This is a genomic window from Pseudomonas sp. GD03944 (genome assembly GCF_029839275.1).
In the GTDB taxonomy this organism is placed as follows: domain Bacteria; phylum Pseudomonadota; class Gammaproteobacteria; order Pseudomonadales; family Pseudomonadaceae; genus Aquipseudomonas.
Genome location: NZ_JAOCAH010000017.1, coordinates 16,510 through 35,123, shown reverse-complemented (window position 1 = coordinate 35,123; position 18,614 = coordinate 16,510). Strand labels below are relative to the sequence as shown.

The window sequence follows — 18,614 nt, the reverse complement described above, 5'->3', positions numbered from 1 at the left end:
CCTTATCAGCTCGACCCCGCCAGCTAGAGCGGGCGACTGGAAAAGAGTAGTCCTGGCGCTTTGACAGAACCAATTTATTGAGCAAAACGAACCGATAGTTAATATCTCTCATCGACAGGCAGAAATCGCGCCATTGGCTCGAGCAGCGATCATTCGAAGATCGACCTTCAGCCGCAGATAGCGCGGGGGCCGGAAAGGGCGTGACGGTGTGGTGTCGCACCTGCGTACGAGGCGCTACGGAAAGCAGTCGACAAGGAAGGGAGGCGGTGACCGCCACGGATAGGCAGTGCGAGTGATTGACAGGCGAGCCGCAGAGGCATGAGCCAGAAAGCAGAATCCAGAAAGCAAAAAACCGGGCCAGAGCCCGGTTTTTCTTGCAACCTACAACTTACTCAGCAGCTTCTACTGCGCCGCCGACCGGACGGTCGACCAGCTCAACATAAGCCATCGGAGCATTGTCGCCAGCGCGGAAACCGCACTTGAGGATACGCAGGTAACCGCCCTGACGGGTGGCGTAGCGCTTGCCCAGGTCGTTGAACAGCTTGCCGACGATGGCTTTCGAACGGGTACGGTCGAAGGCCAGACGACGGTTGGCAACGCTGTCTTCTTTAGCCAGAGTGATCAGCGGCTCAGCAACGCGACGCAGTTCTTTGGCTTTCGGCAGAGTAGTTTTGATCAGCTCGTGCTCGAACAGCGAAACCGCCATGTTCTGGAACATGGCCTTGCGGTGGGCGCTGGTGCGGCTGAGGTGACGGCCACTTTTACGATGACGCATGGTTCAATTCCTTACCAAACTTGTTCGTTCGGTGATGATGACGATCAGGCAGTCGCCTTATCGTCTTTCTTCAGACTTGCCGGCGGCCAGTTGTCGAGGCGCATACCGAGGGACAGACCGCGAGAAGCCAGAACATCCTTGATTTCGGTCAGGGATTTCTTGCCCAGGTTCGGCGTTTTCAACAGTTCTACTTCGGTACGCTGAATCAGGTCGCCGATGTAGTAAATGTTTTCTGCCTTGAGGCAGTTGGCCGAACGAACGGTCAGCTCCAGGTCATCGACCGGACGCAGCAGGATCGGATCGATCTCGTCTTCCTGCTCGATTACCACTGGCTCACTGTCACCTTTGAGGTCGACGAACGCTGCCAGCTGCTGTTGCAGGATGGTAGCGGCACGACGGATGGCCTCTTCAGGGTCCAGGGTACCGTTGGTTTCCAGGTCAATAACCAGCTTGTCCAGGTTGGTACGCTGCTCGACGCGGGCGTTCTCCACCACGTAGGACACACGACGGACCGGGCTGAACGAAGCATCCAGCTGCAAGCGACCAATGCTGCGGCTTTCGTCTTCGTCGCTCTGACGGGCGTCTGCTGGCTCATAGCCGCGACCACGAGCTACGGTGAGCTTCATGTTCAGCGCGCCAGTGGAAGCCAGGTTGGCGATTACGTGGTCGCCGTTGACGATTTCGACATCGTGATCCAGCTGAATATCGGCAGCGGTAACTACGCCCGAGCCCTTCTTCGCCAGAGTCAGAGTCACTTCGTCACGACCGTGCAGTTTGACAGCCAGACCTTTCAGGTTGAGCAGGATTTCAATGACGTCTTCCTGAACACCTTCGATGGCGCTGTACTCATGGAGTACACCGTCAATCTCGGCCTCGACTACTGCACAGCCAGGCATGGAGGACAACAGGATGCGACGCAGCGCGTTGCCCAGGGTATGGCCGAAACCACGCTCGAGAGGCTCGAGAGTGATCTTGGCGCGGGTCGGACTGACCACCTGCACATCAATGTGGCGGGGGGTCAGGAACTCATTTACCGAAATCTGCATGGATGCACCTATTTTCTAGCCCTTACTTGGAGTAGAGCTCGACAATCAGGCTTTCGTTGATGTCAGCGGAGAGATCGCCACGAGCCGGAACGCTTTTGAAGACGCCGGACTTCTTCTCGATATCTACTTCTACCCATTCAACGCGGCCACGCTGGGCACACAGTTCAAGAGCCTGAACGATGCGCAGCTGATTCTTCGATTTCTCACGAACGGCAACCACGTCACCAGCTTTGACCTGGTAGGACGGCACGTTTACGGTCTTGCCGTTAACGCTGATTGCTTTGTGCGAAACGAGCTGACGGGATTCGGCACGAGTAGCGCCAAAGCCCATGCGATACACCACGTTATCCAGACGGCACTCGAGCAGTTGCAGGAGGTTTTCGCCGGTGGCGCCCTTCTGGCTGGCTGCTTGCTTGTAGTAACCGCTGAACTGACGCTCGAGTACGCCGTAGATACGACGAACTTTTTGCTTCTCACGCAGCTGAGTACCGTAGTCGGACTGACGGCTACGGCGCTGACCGTGGATACCTGGGGCTGCTTCGATGTTGCACTTCGATTCCAGAGCGCGGACGCCGCTCTTCAGGAACAGATCGGTGCCTTCACGACGAGACAGTTTGCATTTGGGACCAATGTAACGAGCCATTTCTCACTGTCTCCTGATTACACGCGACGCTTCTTCGAAGGACGGCACCCGTTGTGCGGGATTGGCGTCACATCGGTGATGCTGGCGATCTTGTAACCGCAGCCGTTCAATGCACGGACAGCGGACTCACGACCCGGGCCTGGACCCTTGACGTTCACGTCGAGGTTCTTCAGACCGTACTCCAGCGCAGCTTGACCAGCACGCTCAGCAGCCACCTGGGCAGCGAACGGGGTGCTCTTGCGCGAACCACGGAAACCCGAACCACCGGAGGTAGCCCAGGACAGGGCGTTGCCCTGGCGGTCAGTGATGGTCACGATAGTGTTGTTGAACGACGCGTGGATGTGGGCGATGCCATCAACCACCGTCTTTTTGATTTTCTTACGAGTACGAGCAGCAGGTTTTGCCATGACTAAATTCCTGTCGATTCGCGAATGCGATTACTTGCGGATCGGCTTGCGCGGGCCCTTACGGGTGCGGGCGTTGGTCTTGGTGCGCTGACCGCGGACCGGAAGGCCACGGCGATGACGCAGACCGCGGTAGCAGCCCAGGTCCATCAAACGCTTGATTTTCATGTTCACTTCGCGGCGCAGGTCACCTTCGGTGTTGACCTTGGCAACTTCGCCACGCAGCTGCTCGATCTGCTCGTCAGAGAGATCCTTGATTTTTGCTGCCGGGTTTACACCGGTAGCAGCACAGATTTTCTGTGCAGTGGTGCGACCGACACCGAAGATGTAGGTCAGCGAGATAACAGTGTGCTTGTTATCCGGAATGTTAACGCCTGCAATACGGGCCATTCAGTGGAACTCCAATTGACAGCTACCTACGCCCCGGAAGCCAAGAAATAGGGCGCGAGATACTAACGCTGTAGAAACAAATAATCAACCCGGCAGCACACTAGCTGCCGGGCTTATAACGCTTCAACCACAATCAGCCTTGGCGCTGCTTGTGACGCGGTTCCGCGCTGCAAATTACTCGCACGACACCTTCACGGCGAATAATCTTGCAGTTACGGCACAGCTTTTTCACCGATGCACGAACTTTCATCACCAACTCCTCGAACCTTATGGACACATCAGCGGAGCATGCCGCCGCCGTAGCCCTTCAGGTTGGCTTTCTTCATCAGGGATTCGTACTGGTGCGAAACGAGGTGCGATTGTACTTGCGACATAAAGTCCATCACAACCACTACCACGATCAGCAACGAGGTCCCGCCAAGGTAGAACGGTACGTTGGCCGCCACCACCAGGAACTGGGGCAACAAGCATACGGCCGTCATGTACAGAGCACCGAACATGGTCAAGCGGGTCAACACGCCATCGATATAGCGCGCGGACTGCTCACCGGGACGGATACCCGGAATAAAGGCACCGGACTTCTTCAGGTTTTCCGCTACGTCTTTCGGGTTGAACATCAGCGCTGTGTAGAAGAAGCAGAAGAAAATGATCCCTGCACTAAACAGCAAAATGTTCAACGGCTGACCAGGAGCGATAGCCTGTGAAATATCCTGCAGCCAGCCCATACCTTCAGACTGACCAAACCAGGCACCCAGCGAAGCCGGGAATAACAGAAGGCTGCTAGCGAAAATAGCCGGGATAACCCCCGCCATGTTCACCTTCAACGGCAAGTGGCTGGTCTGCGCAGCGAAGACCTTGCGGCCCTGCTGACGCTTGGCGTAATGCACAGCGATACGACGCTGGCCACGCTCGATGAACACCACGAAACCGATGATCGCTACTGCCAGCAAACCGATGGCAATCAGAGCGAAGATGTTGATATCGCCCTGACGAGCAGACTCGAAAGACTGCCCGATTGCCGACGGCAGACCGGCTACGATGCCTGCAAAAATCAGCATCGAAATACCGTTGCCAACACCGCGCTCGGTGATTTGCTCGCCCAGCCACATCATGAACATCGCGCCAGCCACGAAGGTGGTGACAGCGACGAAGTGGAAGCCGAAATCGACCGAAAACGCTACGCCCTGGCTAGCCAGGCCCACGGACATGCCGATGGCCTGAACGAACGCCAGGACAAGAGTGCCGTAGCGGGTGTACTGGCTGATCTTGCGACGGCCAGCTTCACCTTCCTTCTTCAACTGCTCCAGCTGCGGGCTGACAGCGGTCATGAGCTGCATGATGATCGATGCCGAGATGTACGGCATGATCCCCAGTGCGAAGATGCTCATGCGCTCCAGCGCACCACCGGAAAACATGTTGAACAAGCTAAGAATGGTCCCCTCGTTCTGTCGAAACAGTTCCGCCAGACGATCCGGGTTGATACCTGGAACTGGGATATGCGCACCGATCCGATAGACGATAATCGCCATGAACAGGAAGCGCAGACGAGCCCAGAGCTCGGATAACCCGCCGTTGCTGAGCGCTGAGAGAGCACCTTGCTTAGCCATTTATTCCTCGAACTTACCGCCAGCTGCTTCGATAGCCGCGCGCGCACCTTTGGTGGCGGCGATACCTTTAAGGGTGACCGCGCGAGTAATCTCACCGGACAGCATGACTTTCACACGCTGTACGTTTTGATTAATCAGGTTGGCATCCTTCAGCGCCTGCAGAGTAACTACGTCGCCTTCGATCTTGTTCAGCTCGGAAGTACGCACTTCTGCGCGATCCATAGCTTTCAGGGATACGAAACCGAACTTGGGCAGACGGCGGTGCAGAGGCTGCTGGCCGCCTTCGAAACCCGGAGCGATGGTGCCACCGGAACGGGAGGTCTGACCCTTGTGGCCGCGGCCACCGGTCTTGCCCAAACCGCTACCGATACCACGGCCCGGACGGTGCTTCTCGCGACGGGAACCCGGCGCAGGACTCAAATCGTTCAGGTACATGGATTAACCCTCCACGCGCAGCAGGTAGTAAGCCTTGTTGATCATGCCGCGGTTTTCCGGAGTATCCAGAACTTCGACGGTGTGATTGATGCGACGCAGGCCGAGACCCTTGACGCAGGCTTTATGATTGGCCAGACGGCCATTGGTGCTCTTGATCAGAGTCACTTTGACGGTATTAGCCATGGTTAGAGAATCTCCTCGACGCTCTTGCCACGCTTGGCCGCAACGGAATCCGGAGACTGCATAGCCTTCAGACCTTTGAAAGTGGCATGAACCACGTTCACAGGGTTGGTCGAGCCGTAGCACTTGGCCAGAACGTTCTGCACACCAGCCACTTCCAGCACGGCACGCATGGCGCCGCCGGCGATGATACCGGTACCTTCCGAAGCAGGCTGCATGAACACCTTGGAGGCGCCATGGGCAGACTTCATTGCGTATTGCAGAGTGGTGCCGTTCAGATCCACCTGGATCATGTTGCGACGAGCGGCTTCCATCGCTTTCTGGATGGCAGCAGGCACTTCACGGGATTTGCCACGGCCGAAACCGACGCGACCCTTACCATCACCCACCACGGTCAACGCGGTGAAAGTGAAGATACGGCCACCCTTAACGGTCTTGGCAACGCGGTTAACCTGTACCAGCTTCTCGATATAGCCTTCGTCGCGCTTTTGGTCGTTATTTGCCATAACTTAGAACTCCAGCCCGCCTTCACGAGCAGCATCAGCCAGCGCCTTGACGCGGCCGTGGTACTTGAAGCCAGAACGGTCGAATGCAACCTGGGTCACACCAGCGGCTTTCGCGCGCTCGGCAACCAGCTCACCAACTTTCTTGGCCGCGTCGACGTTGCCAGTGGCGCCATCACGCAGTGCTTTGTCCAAGGTAGAGGCGCTGGCCAGAACCTTGCTGCCGTCGGCCGAGATGACCTGGGCGTAGATGTGCTGCGAAGAGCGATACACGCAGAGACGCACGACTTCGAGTTCGTGCATTTTCAGGCGTGCTTTGCGAGCGCGACGCAGACGAGTAACTTTTTTGTCGGTCATTTCCTAGCCCCTTACTTCTTCTTGGCTTCTTTACGGCGGACGACTTCGTCAGCGTAACGAACACCTTTGCCCTTGTAAGGTTCAGGACGACGGAAGTCACGAATCTCCGCAGCGACCTGACCAACCAGTTGCTTGTCGACACCCTTGATCAGGATCTCGGTCTGGTTCGGGGTTTCGGCCACAACGCCTTCCGGCAGTTCGTAGTCGATCGGGTGGGAGAAGCCCAACGCGAGGTTCAGCACCTGGCCTTTAGCCTGGGCCTTGTAACCCACGCCAACCAGTTGCAGCTTACGCTCGAAACCTTGGCTGACACCGATGACCATGTTGTTGACCAGAGCACGGGTGGTACCGGCCATCGCACGGGTCTGCTGGTCGCCATTGCGAGCAGCGAAACGCAGTTCACCGGCTTCCTGCAGGACTTCAACGGACGAGTGAACGTTCAGTTCCAGAGTGCCCTTGGCACCCTTTACCGAAAGCTGCTGGCCGGCGAGTTTGATCTCAACACCAGCAGGCAGCTTGACGGGGTTCTTAGCAACGCGAGACATGCTTATCCCCCCTTAGAACACAGTGCAAAGCACTTCGCCGCCGACACCGGCAGCGCGCGCAGCGCGGTCCGTCATCACACCCTTGTTGGTGGAGACGATGGAGACACCGAGACCGCCACGAACTTTTGGCAGATCATCGACGGATTTGTACTGGCGAAGGCCTGGACGGCTGACGCGCTTGACTTCCTCGATGACCGGACGGCCTTCGAAGTACTTCAGCTCGATGGACAGCTGCGGCTTTGCTTCGCCGCTGATCTGATAACCCGCAATATAACCTTCGTCTTTCAGAACTTTGGCTACAGCCACCTTCAGCGTGGAAGACGGCATGCTTACGACGGACTTTTCAGCCATCTGGGCATTACGGATACGAGTTAGCATGTCCGCTAACGGGTCCTGCATACTCATGGGCTAGACGCTCCTGATACAAAAAGAATTAGCCTTGCGGCTAAAGAGTCACCAAAACGCCGGGCGCATTTAAGCCAGGCTCAGGCGAGCCGGACATTCTAGAGACTGCTCAAAAATGAATCAAGCCCCAAAGGGGCTTGATTCACACAAAGACAAAGCCGGCACTAGGCCGGCTCTGTTTTTACCAGCTGGCTTTCACCAGACCTGGTACATCACCACGCATTGCAGCTTCGCGCAGCTTGATACGGGACAGACCGAACTTGCGGAATACGCCGTGCGGACGACCAGTAACGCGGCAGCGGTTGCGCAGGCGCGAGGCGCTGGCGTCACGCGGCTGCTTCTGCAGTGCGACTTGTGCTTCCCAACGCGCTTCCGGACTGGTGTTCGGGCTGGCGATGGTAGCTTTCAGCTCGGCACGCTTCTTGGCGTACTTGGCTACCGTTTGCTGACGCTTCAGCTCGCGGTTTTTCATGCTCGTTTTAGCCATGATCCAACTCCAATCAGTTGCGGAACGGGAATTTGAAAGCACGCAGCAGAGCGCGGCCTTCGTCATCCGTACGGGCAGTGGTAGTCAGGGTGATATCCAGACCACGCAGGGCATCGATCTTGTCGTAATCGATTTCCGGGAAGATGATCTGCTCTTTAACGCCCATGCTGTAGTTGCCACGGCCATCGAAGGACTTGGCATTCAGGCCGCGGAAGTCACGCACGCGCGGCAGGGAGATGGACAGCAGACGATCCAGGAACTCGTACATACGATCGCGGCGCAGGGTTACCTTGACGCCGATCGGCCAGCCCTCACGAACCTTGAAGCCTGCAATCGACTTACGGGCATGAGTCACAACGACTTTCTGACCGGTGATCTTTTCCAGGTCGGCAACAGCGTTCTCGATGACTTTCTTGTCACCGATCGCTTCGCCCAGGCCCATGTTCAGGGTGATCTTGGTGATGCGCGGAACTTCCATCACGTTGGCGAGCTTAAGTTCTTCCTTAAGCTTCGGCGCGATTTCTTTCCGATAAATCTCTTTCAGTCGTGCCATGGTCTTCTACCTAGCAGTGTTCAAGCATCAACCGCTTTTTGGGTCGACTTGAAGACACGAATTTTTTTACCGTCTTCGATTTTGAAACCAACGCGGTCAGCCTTGTTGGTTTCGCCATTGAAAATGGCCACGTTAGAAGCGTGCAGAGGCGCTTCTTTCTCAACGATACCGCCCTGAACGCCCGACATCGGGTTCGGCTTGGTATGACGCTTCACCAGGTTGATGCCACCGACGACCAGACGGTCGTCAGCGAGAACCTTGAGCACCTTACCGCGCTTACCTTTGTCTTTGCCGGCGATCACGATGATCTCGTCGTCACGACGAATCTTTTGCATGTCGGATCTCCTTAAAGCACTTCTGGGGCGAGCGAGACGATCTTCATGAACTTCTCAGTACGAAGTTCACGGGTCACTGGCCCGAAGATACGGGTACCGATCGGCTCTTGCTTGTTGTTCAGCAGAACAGCAGCGTTGCCGTCGAAGCGGATGATCGAACCATCGGCACGGCGAACGCCGTGACGGGTACGAACGACCACTGCGGTCATGACCTGACCTTTCTTCACTTTGCCGCGCGGAATTGCTTCCTTGACGGTGACCTTGATGATGTCGCCGATGCCAGCGTAGCGGCGATGCGAGCCACCCAGCACCTTGATGCACATGACGCGGCGTGCACCACTGTTGTCGGCCACATCGAGCATGGATTGAGTCTGAATCATATAATTTCTCCGACCCTTAGCCCTTAGACTTCCACTGCGCGTTCGAGAACTTCAACCAGGGCCCAAGACTTGGTCTTGGCCAGCGGACGGGTTTCACGGATGGAAACCTTGTCGCCGATGTGGCACTGGTTGTTTTCGTCGTGCGCGTGCAGCTTGGTCGAACGCTTGACATATTTGCCGTAGATCGGGTGCTTGACGCGACGCTCGATCAATACGGTGATGGTCTTGTCCATCTTGTCGCTGACAACACGGCCGGTCAGCGTACGGACTGTTTTTTCGGCTTCAGCCATGATCACTTACCTGCCTGCTGGTTGAGCACAGTTTTCACACGAGCGATGTCGCGCTTAACTTGCGAGAGCAGGTGAGACTGCCCCAACTGGCCAGTTGCTTTCTGCATGCGCAGATTGAACTGGTCGCGCAGCAGGCCGAGCAGTTGCTCGTTCAGCTGCTGTGCTGATTTTTCACGAAGTTCATTCGCTTTCATCACATCACCGTCCGCTTAACAAAGGTGGTGGCGAGCGGCAGCTTTGCAGCAGCCAGGGCGAAAGCCTCACGCGCCAGCTCTTCGGAAACGCCTTCGATTTCATACAGGACTTTGCCTGGCTGAATCTGGGCAACCCAATATTCAACGCCACCCTTACCTTTACCCATCCGCACTTCGAGAGGCTTCTTGGTTACCGGCTTGTCAGGGAACACGCGAATCCAGATCTTCCCGCCACGTTTAACGTGACGAGTCAGAGCACGACGAGCGGACTCGATCTGGCGGGCGGTGAGACGACCGCGGGCAACAGACTTCAGCGCGAACTCGCCGAAGCTGACTTTGCTACCGCGCTGAGCCAAGCCACGGTTGTGGCCGGTCATCTGCTTACGGAACTTCGTACGCTTTGGTTGCAACATTTGGCGTACCCCTTACTTGGCAGCTTTTTTACGAGGAGCGGGCGCCTGCGGCTTCAGCTCTTCATGGCGACCACCAATAACTTCGCCTTTGAAGATCCAAACCTTGACACCGATCACACCGTAGGTGGTGTGCGCTTCGTACGTGGCATAGTCGATATCGGCACGCAGGGTGTGCAGAGGCACACGACCTTCGCGATACCATTCGGTACGTGCGATTTCAGCACCGCCGAGACGACCGCTCACTTGAATTTTGATGCCCTTGGCACCAATACGCATGGCGTTCTGTACAGCGCGCTTCATGGCGCGACGGAACATCACACGACGCTCCAGCTGCTGAGCTACGCTCTGCGCAACCAGCATACCGTCGAGCTCCGGCTTGCGGATCTCTTCGATATTGATGTGCACCGGCACACCCATTTGCTTGGTCAGGTCCTGACGCAGCTTCTCAACATCTTCACCTTTCTTGCCAATCACGATACCTGGACGGGCGGTGTGGATGGTGATGCGTGCGGTTTGAGCCGGACGAGCAATGTCGATACGGCTTACGGACGCGCTTTTTAGTTTGTCTTGGAGATACTCACGCACCTTCAGATCAGCGAACAGGTAGTCCGCATAAGTCCGACCGTCTGCGTACCAGACGGAGGTGTGCTCCTTGACGATTCCCAGGCGAATGCCAATGGGATGTACTTTCTGACCCATCTGATCGACTCCGTTACTTGTCCGCAACCTTGACAGTGATATGGCAAGACCGCTTGACGATGCGATCAGCGCGGCCTTTGGCACGCGGCATGATGCGCTTCAGCGAACGCCCTTCGTTGACGAAAACGGTGCTGACCTTCAGGTCATCAACGTCTGCGCCTTCGTTGTGCTCGGCGTTGGCCACAGCCGACTCCAGCACCTTCTTCATGATTTCCGCGGCTTTCTTACTGCTGAAAGCCAGCAGGTTGAGCGCTTCGCCCACCTTCTTCCCGCGGATTTGGTCGGCGACCAAGCGGGCTTTCTGGGCGGAGATTCGAGCGCCCGACAACTTAGCGGCTACTTCCATTTCCTTACCCCTTAACGCTTGGCTTTCTTGTCAGCCACGTGCCCACGATAAGTGCGGGTACCGGCGAACTCGCCCAGTTTGTGACCGACCATGTCTTCGTTCACGAGAACCGGGACATGTTGACGACCGTTATGTACAGCGATGGTCAGACCGACCATCTGCGGCAGGATCATCGAACGGCGCGACCAGGTTTTCACCGGCTTGCGATCGTTCTTTTCCGCCGCCACTTCGATCTTCTTCAGTAGGTGAAGATCAATAAAAGGACCTTTTTTCAGAGAACGTGGCACTGTCGTATCCCTCTATTTACTTGCGACGACGGACGATCATGTTATCGGTGCGTTTGTTACCACGAGTCTTCGCGCCCTTAGTCGGGAAGCCCCATGGAGACACCGGATGACGACCACCAGAGGTACGACCTTCACCACCACCGTGTGGGTGGTCGACCGGGTTCATGGCAACACCACGAACGGTCGGGCGAACGCCACGCCAGCGTTTGGCACCGGCTTTACCCAGCGAACGCAGGCTGTGCTCGGAGTTCGAGACTTCGCCCAGAGTCGCACGGCACTCGGCCAGCACTTTACGCATTTCACCGGAACGCAGACGCAGGGTGACGTAGACACCTTCGCGAGCGATCAGCTGAGCCGAAGCACCAGCGGAACGAGCGATCTGAGCACCTTTACCCGGCTTCAGCTCGATACCGTGAACGGTCGAACCAACAGGGATGTTGCGCAGCTGCAGGCTGTTACCGGCCTTGATCGGAGCCATCGAACCAGCAACCAGCTGATCGCCAGCACTCACGCCTTTAGGGGCGATGATGTAGCGACGCTCGCCGTCTGCGTACATCAGCAGAGCGATGTGCGCGGTACGGTTCGGATCGTATTCGATACGCTCGACAGTGGCAGGGATGCCATCTTTGTCGTTGCGACGGAAGTCGACCAGACGGTAATGCTGCTTGTGGCCACCACCGATATGACGGGTGGTGATACGACCATTGTTGTTACGACCGCCGGACTTCGACTTCTTCTCGAGCAGCGGAGCGTAAGGAGCGCCTTTGTGCAGCTCCTGATTGACCACCTTGACCACAAAACGGCGGCCAGCGGAAGTCGGTTTGCACTTAACGATTGCCATGATGCACCCCTTCCTTACTCAGCACTGCTGGCGAAATCGAGATCTTGGCCTGGCTGAAGGGAGATGATCGCCTTCTTCCAGTCGTTGCGCTTGCCCAGGCCGCGAGCGGTACGCTTGGTCTTACCCAGAACATTCTGAGTAGTCACACGCTGAACCTTCACGCTGAACAGGCTTTCAACGGCCTTCTTGATTTCCAGCTTGGTTGCATCGGTTGCAACCTTGAAAACGAACTGACTTTTCTTGTCAGCAAGAACCGTGGCCTTCTCGGAGATGTGCGGGCCAAGCAGCACTTTGAATACGCGTTCCTGGTTCATCCCAGCAGCTCCTCGAATTTCTTCACGGCAGAAACGGTGACCAGCACCTTTTCGTACGCGATCAGACTGACCGGATCGGAACCCTGCACGTCACGAACATCGACATGCGGCAGGTTGCGAGCAGCCAGGTACAGATTTTGATCGACAGCATCAGACACGATCAGAACGTCGTTCAGACCCATGCCGTTCAGCTTGCCCAGCAGTTCTTTGGTTTTCGGAGCTTCAACGGTGAAGTCCTCGACCACAACCAGGCGATCAGTGCGAACCAGCTCAGCAAGAATCGAACGGATCGCAGCGCGATACATCTTCTTATTCAGCTTCTGGTCGTGATTCTGCGGACGGGCCGCGAAAGTCACACCACCGCCACGCCAGATCGGACCACGGGAGGTACCAGCACGCGCGCGACCAGTACCCTTCTGACGCCACGGGCGCTTACCGCCACCGGACACGTCGGAACGGGTCTTCTGCTGCTTGCTGCCCTGACGGCCGCCGGCCATGTAGGCCACAACTGCTTGGTGAACCAGGGTCTCGTTGAAATCGCCACCGAAAGTCGCATCAGAAACTTCGATCGCTTGAGCGCCATTTACATTTAATTGCATGTCAGCTTCCCCTTAACCGCGAGCCTTGGCTGCCGGACGCACAACCAGGTTGCCGCCAGTCGCGCCAGGAACAGCGCCCTTGACCAGGAGCAGGTTGCGTTCAGCGTCGACGCGCACAATTTCCAGGGACTGCACAGTCACACGCTCAGCACCCATGTGACCGGACATTTTCTTGCCCTTGAAAACGCGACCCGGAGTCTGGCACTGGCCAATGGAACCCGGAACACGGTGGGACACGGAGTTACCGTGAGTGTTGTCTTGGCCGCGGAAATTCCAACGCTTGATGGTACCGGCGAAGCCTTTACCTTTGGACTGACCGGTGACATCCACCAGTTGACCAGCTTGGAAAATTTCAGCGTTGATCAGATCGCCAGCCTGGTACTCGCCTTCTTCAAGGCGGAATTCCATGACAGTACGACCTGCCGCGACGTTCGCCTTGGCGAAGTGACCGGCCTGAGCCTTGCTGACACGAGAGGCACGACGCTCACCAACAGTGACTTGCACTGCACGATAGCCATCGGACTCTTCAGTTTTGAACTGGGTGACGCGATTCGGCTCGATCTCAATGACCGTGACCGGAATGGAGACACCTTCTTCGGTGAAAATACGGGTCATACCGCATTTACGACCGACTACACCAATAGTCATGTTGTAAACCTCATGAGTGTACGGGGCTTTCACCCGCTATGGCCGCCCATTTCAGAGCGTTACACGACTAAAACCCCAAGGTTTTAGCCGAGGCTGATCTGCACTTCCACGCCAGCCGCAAGATCGAGCTTCATCAGCGCGTCAACGGTTTTATCCGTTGGCTGGACGATGTCCAGAACACGCTTGTGGGTACGAATTTCATACTGATCGCGCGCGTCTTTGTTGACGTGCGGAGAAGTCAGTACGGTGTACCGCTCTTTGCGAGTAGGCAGAGGAATCGGACCACGCACCTGAGCACCAGTACGTTTCGCGGTTTCCACGATTTCCTGGGTAGATTGATCGATCAGGCGATGGTCAAAAGCCTTCAACCGAATACGGATTTGTTGGTTTTGCATTTTGACCTCAGATTCCAAGCTGCTAATCCCCACAGACGGACTACGCCCGCTCGAGGGAGGCGCAATTGTACGGATGCCCCCTGGGGGTGTCAACTTTTAACCAGTTCAAAAGAAAAAGGGCCCCGAAGGGCCCTTTTTCATACAGCGGATCGTTGATTACTCGACGATCTTGGCAACCACGCCGGCGCCAACGGTACGACCACCTTCGCGAATTGCGAAGCGCAGGCCGTCTTCCATGGCGATCGGCTTGATCAGGGTGACAACCATTTTCACGTTGTCGCCCGGCATTACCATCTCAACGCCTTCCGGCAGTTCGCACGAACCGGTTACGTCGGTAGTACGGAAGTAGAACTGCGGACGGTAGCCTTTGAAGAACGGGGTGTGACGACCACCTTCTTCTTTGGACAGAACGTACACTTCAGCTTCGAACTTGGTGTGCGGTTTGATGGTGCCCGGCTTGGCCAGAACCTGACCACGCTCTACGTCGTCACGCTTGGTGCCGCGCAGCAGAACGCCGCAGTTCTCGCCAGCACGACCTTCGTCGAGCAGCTTGCGGAACATTTCAACGCCGGTGCAGGTGGTCTTGGTGGTAGGACGCAGACCAACGATTTCGATTTCTTCCTGGATCTTGACGATACCGCGCTCTACACGACCGGTAACTACAGTACCGCGGCCGGAGATCGAGAATACGTCTTCGATCGGCATCAGGAACGGACGGTCGATGGCACGAACCGGCTCAGGGATGTAGGTATCCAGAGTCTCGACGAGCTTCTTGACGGCACTGGTGCCCATCTCGTTGTCGTCCTGGCCGTTCAGAGCCATCAGCGCGGAGCCGATGATGATCGGAGTGTCGTCGCCCGGGAAATCGTAAGTGCTGAGCAGGTCACGCACTTCCATTTCAACCAGCTCCAGCAGCTCGGCGTCGTCAACCATGTCAGCCTTGTTCAGGAAGACAACGATGTACGGAACACCTACCTGACGGGACAGCAGGATGTGCTCGCGAGTCTGAGGCATCGGACCATCAGCGGCCGAGCAAACCAGGATCGCGCCGTCCATCTGGGCAGCACCGGTGATCATGTTCTTGACGTAGTCGGCGTGGCCCGGGCAGTCAACGTGCGCGTAGTGACGAATGTTGGAATCGTACTCTACGTGTGCAGTGTTGATGGTGATACCACGAGCTTTCTCTTCCGGAGCGCTGTCGATCTTGTCGAAATCTACGCGAGCGGAACCGAATACTTCGGAGCAAACGCGAGTCAGAGCTGCGGTCAGAGTGGTTTTACCGTGGTCAACGTGACCGATGGTGCCTACGTTGACGTGCGGTTTATTACGTTCAAATTTTTCTTTAGCCACGACAGTGAACCTCTTGCCTAAAGGGCTTTATCAGCCTTGTTTTTTAACCAGTGCTTCGACGATGTTCGACGGAGCCTCGGAGTACTTGGAGAATTCCATGGAGTAGCTTGCGCGACCCTGGGACATGGAGCGAACGTCGGTCGCATAACCGAACATCTCACCCAGCGGAACTTCTGCACGGATAACCTTACCGGAAACCGAATCTTCCATACCCTGGATCAGACCACGACGACGGTTCAGGTCACCCATCACATCGCCCATGTAGTCCTCAGGGGTTACCACTTCGACTTTCATGATCGGCTCAAGCACAACACCGCCGCCCTTCTGGGCCAGCTGCTTGGTCGCCATGGAAGCAGCCACCTTGAACGCCATCTCGTTGGAGTCGACGTCATGGTAGGAACCGTCAAACACGGTAGCCTTCAGGCCGATGAGCGGATAGCCGGCAACAACGCCGTTCTTCATCTGCTCTTCGATACCCTTCTGGATGGCCGGGATGTATTCCTTCGGAACCACACCACCAACGACTTCGTTGACGAATACCAGACCTTCCTGGCCTTCGTCTGCCGGAGCAAAGCGAATCCAGCAATGACCGAACTGACCGCGACCACCGGACTGACGAACGAACTTGCCTTCGATTTCGCAGTTCTTGGTGATCTTCTCGCGGTAGGAAACCTGAGGCTTACCAATGTTCGCCTCGACGTTGAACTCGCGCTTCATGCGGTCAACGAGGATGTCCAGGTGCAGCTCACCCATACCGGAGATAATGGTCTGGCCGGTTTCTTCGTCGGTCTTGACGCGGAACGACGGGTCTTCCTGAGCCAGCTTGCCCAGTGCGATACCCATCTTCTCCTGGTCAGCCTTGGTCTTCGGCTCAACAGCTACCGAGATAACCGGCTCCGGGAAGTCCATACGCTCAAGGATGATCGGCTTGTCGGCGTTGCACAGGGTGTCACCAGTGGTGACGTCCTTCATGCCGATCAGCGCAGCGATGTCGCCTGCACGTACTTCTTTGATCTCATCACGCTGGTTGGCGTGCATCTGCACCATACGACCAACGCGCTCTTTCTTACCCTTGACCGAGTTGATCACGGAGTCGCCGGAGGTCAGGAAGCCCGAGTAGACGCGAACGAAGGTCAGAGTACCTACGAACGGGTCGGTGGCAATCTTGAACGCCAGGGCCGAGAACGGCTCGTCGTCATCTGCATGACGCTCGTCGTAGTCAGCCTCTACCAGCTCTTCCTTCGGCTTCTCGATCAGATCAGGGTGGATACCCTTGATCGCCGGAATTTCGGTCGGAGCAGGCAGGAAGTCGATGACGGCATCGAGAACCAGAGGAACGCCCTTGTTCTTGAAGGAAGAACCGCAGACAGCCGGAACGATCTCGCTGGCCAGGGTGCGCGCGCGCAGACCGGCTTTGATTTCCTCGACGGTCAGCTCACCTTCTTCAAGGTACTTGTTCATCAGCTCTTCGCTGGCTTCGGCAGCAGCCTCAACCATGTTCGAGCGCCACTCGTTGGCCAGGTCTACCAGCTCGGCAGGAATCTCTTCCTCACGGTAGGTAGTGCCCTTGTCTTCGTCGTTCCAGTAGATAGCCTTCATCTTGATCAGATCGATCTGACCTTCGAAGTTCTCTTCTGCACCAATGGCCAGCTGGATTGGCACCGGAGTGTGACCCAGACGGTTCTTGATCTGACCGACGACGCGCAGGAAGTTGGCACCAGCACGGTCCATCTTGTTCACGTAGACAACACGCGGAACGCCGTACTTGTTGGCTTGACGCCATACGGTTTCGGACTGCGGCTCAACACCGGAGGTGCCGCAGAACACCACGACAGCGCCGTCGAGTACGCGCAGCGAACGCTCTACTTCAATAGTGAAGTCAACGTGGCCGGGGGTGTCGATGACGTTTACGCGGTAGTTGTCGTACTGACCAACGGAACCTTTCCAGAAGGTGGTAACGGCAGCCGAGGTAATGGTAATACCGCGCTCTTGCTCCTGAACCATCCAGTCGGTGGTCGCGGCGCCATCATGCACCTCGCCCATCTTGTGGCTCAGGCCTGTGTAGAACAGGATCCGCTCGGTAGTGGTGGTCTTGCCCGCGTCAACGTGAGCACAGATACCAATGTTACGGTAGCGGTTAATTGCTGTAGTACGAGCCATAAAGCCCTCGCAAAATTAATGGAGCCGAAATTAGAAGCGGTAGTGCGAGAAGGCCTTGTTGGCTTCTGCCATGCGGTGCACGTCTTCACGCTTCTTAACTGCAGCGCCTTTGCCTTCAGCAGCGTCCAGCAGCTCACCAGCCAGGCGCAGCGCCATGGACTTCTCGCCACGCTTACGGGCGAAATCTACCAGCCAGCGCATGGCAAGAGCGTTACGACGGGACGGACGAACTTCGACCGGAACCTGGTAAGTGGCACCGCCTACACGGCGCGACTTAACTTCGACCAGCGGAGCGATGGCGTCGAGAGCTTTCTCGAAGATTTCCAGGGGATCGCTGTTCTTGCGTGCTTTGACGGTATCCAGGGCACCGTAAACGATGCGCTCGGCTACGGCCTTCTTGCCGCTTTCCATCACGTGGTTCATGAACTTGGCGAGAATCTGGCTTCCGTATTTTGGATCGTCCAGAATCTCACGCTTGGCTGCTACACGACGTCTTGGCATTGATAAGCCCTCAAACGGTCTTCAGGTTAGTTCGGGACCACGCGCAATGGCGACGCCCGACCTTACTCTTATCGACTCAATAAATTAATAAACTGCAAGTGGGTAAAAGCGCCGATTACTTCGGACGCTTGGTACCGTACTTGGAACGACCCTGGTTACGGCCTTTGACGCCCGAAGTATCCAGAGAGCCGCGAACGGTGTGGTAACGAACACCTGGCAAGTCTTTTACACGACCGCCACGGATCAGCACCACGCTGTGCTCTTGCAGGTTGTGGCCTTCACCACCGATGTACGAGGAAACCTCGAAACCGTTGGTCAGACGCACGCGGCATACTTTACGCAGTGCCGAGTTAGGTTTTTTCGGCGTAGTGGTGTACACGCGGGTGCACACGCCACGACGCTGCGGGCAGTTCTGCAGCGCAGGCACGTCGGATTTCTCGACGATACGCTTACGCGGCTGACGTACCAGCTGGTTGATAGTTGCCATCTACTAGCTCCACTGTTGTCTTTCGACGCTATTTATTACAACAAA

At 56.5% G+C, this 18,614-nt stretch carries 32 protein-coding genes; all 32 read right to left on the bottom strand.

Annotated features, from left to right (window positions below):
- Positions 1-388 precede the first annotated feature (388 nt).
- The 32 genes from rplQ to rpsL all read right to left on the bottom strand — a co-directional run bounded on the left by rplQ (position 389) and on the right by rpsL (position 18,569).
- Complete coding sequence (gene rplQ, locus N5C28_RS21155) at positions 389-775, bottom strand: 50S ribosomal protein L17 (protein ID WP_042552930.1); 387 nt, start codon at positions 773-775, stop codon at positions 389-391.
- A 44-nt stretch (positions 776-819) separates the two neighbouring features.
- Positions 820-1,821 (bottom strand): DNA-directed RNA polymerase subunit alpha, encoded by a 1,002-nt coding sequence (rpoA, locus tag N5C28_RS21150; RefSeq protein WP_279825272.1) that lies wholly within the window; start codon positions 1,819-1,821, stop codon positions 820-822.
- A gap of 22 nt (positions 1,822-1,843) precedes the next feature.
- On the bottom strand, positions 1,844-2,464 hold the full coding sequence (gene rpsD, locus N5C28_RS21145; protein WP_279825271.1) for a 30S ribosomal protein S4: 621 nt from the start codon (positions 2,462-2,464) through the stop codon (positions 1,844-1,846).
- A 17-nt stretch (positions 2,465-2,481) separates the two neighbouring features.
- Complete coding sequence (rpsK, locus tag N5C28_RS21140; RefSeq protein WP_262184412.1) at positions 2,482-2,871, bottom strand: 30S ribosomal protein S11; 390 nt, start codon at positions 2,869-2,871, stop codon at positions 2,482-2,484.
- A 30-nt stretch (positions 2,872-2,901) separates the two neighbouring features.
- Positions 2,902-3,258, bottom strand: a complete 357-nt coding sequence (gene rpsM / locus N5C28_RS21135; RefSeq protein WP_010487012.1) for a 30S ribosomal protein S13 — start codon at positions 3,256-3,258, stop codon at positions 2,902-2,904.
- A gap of 133 nt (positions 3,259-3,391) precedes the next feature.
- A complete protein-coding gene (rpmJ, locus tag N5C28_RS21130) occupies positions 3,392-3,508 on the bottom strand; it encodes a 50S ribosomal protein L36 (protein WP_002555468.1) in 117 nt (38 codons plus the stop codon).
- A 28-nt stretch (positions 3,509-3,536) separates the two neighbouring features.
- The gene (secY, locus tag N5C28_RS21125) at positions 3,537-4,865 is read right to left on the bottom strand and encodes a preprotein translocase subunit SecY (protein ID WP_279825269.1); all 1,329 of its coding nucleotides are present in this window, start codon (positions 4,863-4,865) and stop codon (positions 3,537-3,539) included.
- The gene (rplO, locus tag N5C28_RS21120) at positions 4,866-5,300 is read right to left on the bottom strand and encodes a 50S ribosomal protein L15 (RefSeq protein ID WP_013789770.1); all 435 of its coding nucleotides are present in this window, start codon (positions 5,298-5,300) and stop codon (positions 4,866-4,868) included.
- A 3-nt stretch (positions 5,301-5,303) separates the two neighbouring features.
- Positions 5,304-5,483 (bottom strand): 50S ribosomal protein L30, encoded by a 180-nt coding sequence (gene rpmD, locus N5C28_RS21115; protein ID WP_013789769.1) that lies wholly within the window; start codon positions 5,481-5,483, stop codon positions 5,304-5,306.
- Between the two features lie 2 nt (positions 5,484-5,485).
- Entirely contained in the window at positions 5,486-5,986 is a 501-nt protein-coding gene (gene rpsE / locus N5C28_RS21110) for a 30S ribosomal protein S5 (RefSeq protein ID WP_131175038.1), read from the bottom strand.
- A 3-nt stretch (positions 5,987-5,989) separates the two neighbouring features.
- Complete coding sequence (rplR, locus tag N5C28_RS21105; RefSeq protein WP_279825268.1) at positions 5,990-6,340, bottom strand: 50S ribosomal protein L18; 351 nt, start codon at positions 6,338-6,340, stop codon at positions 5,990-5,992.
- An 11-nt stretch (positions 6,341-6,351) separates the two neighbouring features.
- Positions 6,352-6,885, bottom strand: coding sequence for a 50S ribosomal protein L6 (gene rplF / locus N5C28_RS21100; protein WP_279825266.1), 534 nt, complete (start codon positions 6,883-6,885; stop codon positions 6,352-6,354).
- A gap of 12 nt (positions 6,886-6,897) precedes the next feature.
- Entirely contained in the window at positions 6,898-7,290 is a 393-nt protein-coding gene (rpsH, locus tag N5C28_RS21095) for a 30S ribosomal protein S8 (protein WP_013789766.1), read from the bottom strand.
- Between the two features lie 181 nt (positions 7,291-7,471).
- Entirely contained in the window at positions 7,472-7,777 is a 306-nt protein-coding gene (gene rpsN, locus N5C28_RS21090; protein WP_279825264.1) for a 30S ribosomal protein S14, read from the bottom strand.
- A 13-nt stretch (positions 7,778-7,790) separates the two neighbouring features.
- Positions 7,791-8,330, bottom strand: coding sequence for a 50S ribosomal protein L5 (gene rplE / locus N5C28_RS21085; RefSeq protein ID WP_279825263.1), 540 nt, complete (start codon positions 8,328-8,330; stop codon positions 7,791-7,793).
- Positions 8,331-8,350: 20 nt separating this feature from the next.
- Positions 8,351-8,665, bottom strand: a complete 315-nt coding sequence (gene rplX / locus N5C28_RS21080; RefSeq protein ID WP_131175042.1) for a 50S ribosomal protein L24 — start codon at positions 8,663-8,665, stop codon at positions 8,351-8,353.
- Between the two features lie 11 nt (positions 8,666-8,676).
- Positions 8,677-9,045 (bottom strand): 50S ribosomal protein L14, encoded by a 369-nt coding sequence (gene rplN / locus N5C28_RS21075; RefSeq protein WP_002555479.1) that lies wholly within the window; start codon positions 9,043-9,045, stop codon positions 8,677-8,679.
- Positions 9,046-9,068: 23 nt separating this feature from the next.
- On the bottom strand, positions 9,069-9,335 hold the full coding sequence (gene rpsQ, locus N5C28_RS21070) for a 30S ribosomal protein S17 (protein WP_031303185.1): 267 nt from the start codon (positions 9,333-9,335) through the stop codon (positions 9,069-9,071).
- 2 nt (positions 9,336-9,337) lie between these two features.
- Entirely contained in the window at positions 9,338-9,529 is a 192-nt protein-coding gene (gene rpmC / locus N5C28_RS21065) for a 50S ribosomal protein L29 (protein ID WP_002555481.1), read from the bottom strand.
- Complete coding sequence (rplP, locus tag N5C28_RS21060; protein WP_003243901.1) at positions 9,529-9,942, bottom strand: 50S ribosomal protein L16; 414 nt, start codon at positions 9,940-9,942, stop codon at positions 9,529-9,531. The genes rpmC and rplP overlap by 1 nt, the downstream gene beginning before the upstream one ends.
- A gap of 12 nt (positions 9,943-9,954) precedes the next feature.
- On the bottom strand, positions 9,955-10,641 hold the full coding sequence (gene rpsC, locus N5C28_RS21055; protein ID WP_010486985.1) for a 30S ribosomal protein S3: 687 nt from the start codon (positions 10,639-10,641) through the stop codon (positions 9,955-9,957).
- Between the two features lie 13 nt (positions 10,642-10,654).
- Positions 10,655-10,987, bottom strand: a complete 333-nt coding sequence (gene rplV / locus N5C28_RS21050) for a 50S ribosomal protein L22 (protein ID WP_003103908.1) — start codon at positions 10,985-10,987, stop codon at positions 10,655-10,657.
- Between the two features lie 11 nt (positions 10,988-10,998).
- On the bottom strand, positions 10,999-11,274 hold the full coding sequence (gene rpsS / locus N5C28_RS21045; RefSeq protein WP_002555486.1) for a 30S ribosomal protein S19: 276 nt from the start codon (positions 11,272-11,274) through the stop codon (positions 10,999-11,001).
- A 16-nt stretch (positions 11,275-11,290) separates the two neighbouring features.
- Positions 11,291-12,115, bottom strand: a complete 825-nt coding sequence (gene rplB, locus N5C28_RS21040) for a 50S ribosomal protein L2 (protein ID WP_279825257.1) — start codon at positions 12,113-12,115, stop codon at positions 11,291-11,293.
- 14 nt (positions 12,116-12,129) lie between these two features.
- Complete coding sequence (gene rplW / locus N5C28_RS21035; protein ID WP_279825256.1) at positions 12,130-12,429, bottom strand: 50S ribosomal protein L23; 300 nt, start codon at positions 12,427-12,429, stop codon at positions 12,130-12,132.
- Positions 12,426-13,028 (bottom strand): 50S ribosomal protein L4, encoded by a 603-nt coding sequence (rplD, locus tag N5C28_RS21030; protein WP_279825255.1) that lies wholly within the window; start codon positions 13,026-13,028, stop codon positions 12,426-12,428. The genes rplW and rplD overlap by 4 nt, the downstream gene beginning before the upstream one ends.
- Positions 13,029-13,040: 12 nt before the next feature.
- On the bottom strand, positions 13,041-13,676 hold the full coding sequence (rplC, locus tag N5C28_RS21025; RefSeq protein ID WP_279825253.1) for a 50S ribosomal protein L3: 636 nt from the start codon (positions 13,674-13,676) through the stop codon (positions 13,041-13,043).
- An 83-nt stretch (positions 13,677-13,759) separates the two neighbouring features.
- A complete protein-coding gene (gene rpsJ, locus N5C28_RS21020; RefSeq protein ID WP_213641498.1) occupies positions 13,760-14,071 on the bottom strand; it encodes a 30S ribosomal protein S10 in 312 nt (103 codons plus the stop codon).
- A 156-nt stretch (positions 14,072-14,227) separates the two neighbouring features.
- Positions 14,228-15,421: an elongation factor Tu gene (tuf, locus tag N5C28_RS21015; protein ID WP_279825242.1), complete on the bottom strand. Its 1,194-nt coding sequence runs from the start codon at positions 15,419-15,421 to the stop codon at positions 14,228-14,230.
- A gap of 30 nt (positions 15,422-15,451) precedes the next feature.
- Positions 15,452-17,581, bottom strand: a complete 2,130-nt coding sequence (fusA, locus tag N5C28_RS21010) for an elongation factor G (protein ID WP_279825252.1) — start codon at positions 17,579-17,581, stop codon at positions 15,452-15,454.
- Positions 17,582-17,611: 30 nt separating this feature from the next.
- Positions 17,612-18,082: a 30S ribosomal protein S7 gene (rpsG, locus tag N5C28_RS21005; RefSeq protein ID WP_009397350.1), complete on the bottom strand. Its 471-nt coding sequence runs from the start codon at positions 18,080-18,082 to the stop codon at positions 17,612-17,614.
- Positions 18,083-18,197: 115 nt separating this feature from the next.
- Complete coding sequence (gene rpsL, locus N5C28_RS21000; protein ID WP_003186084.1) at positions 18,198-18,569, bottom strand: 30S ribosomal protein S12; 372 nt, start codon at positions 18,567-18,569, stop codon at positions 18,198-18,200.
- Between the last annotated feature and the right edge of the window lie 45 nt (positions 18,570-18,614).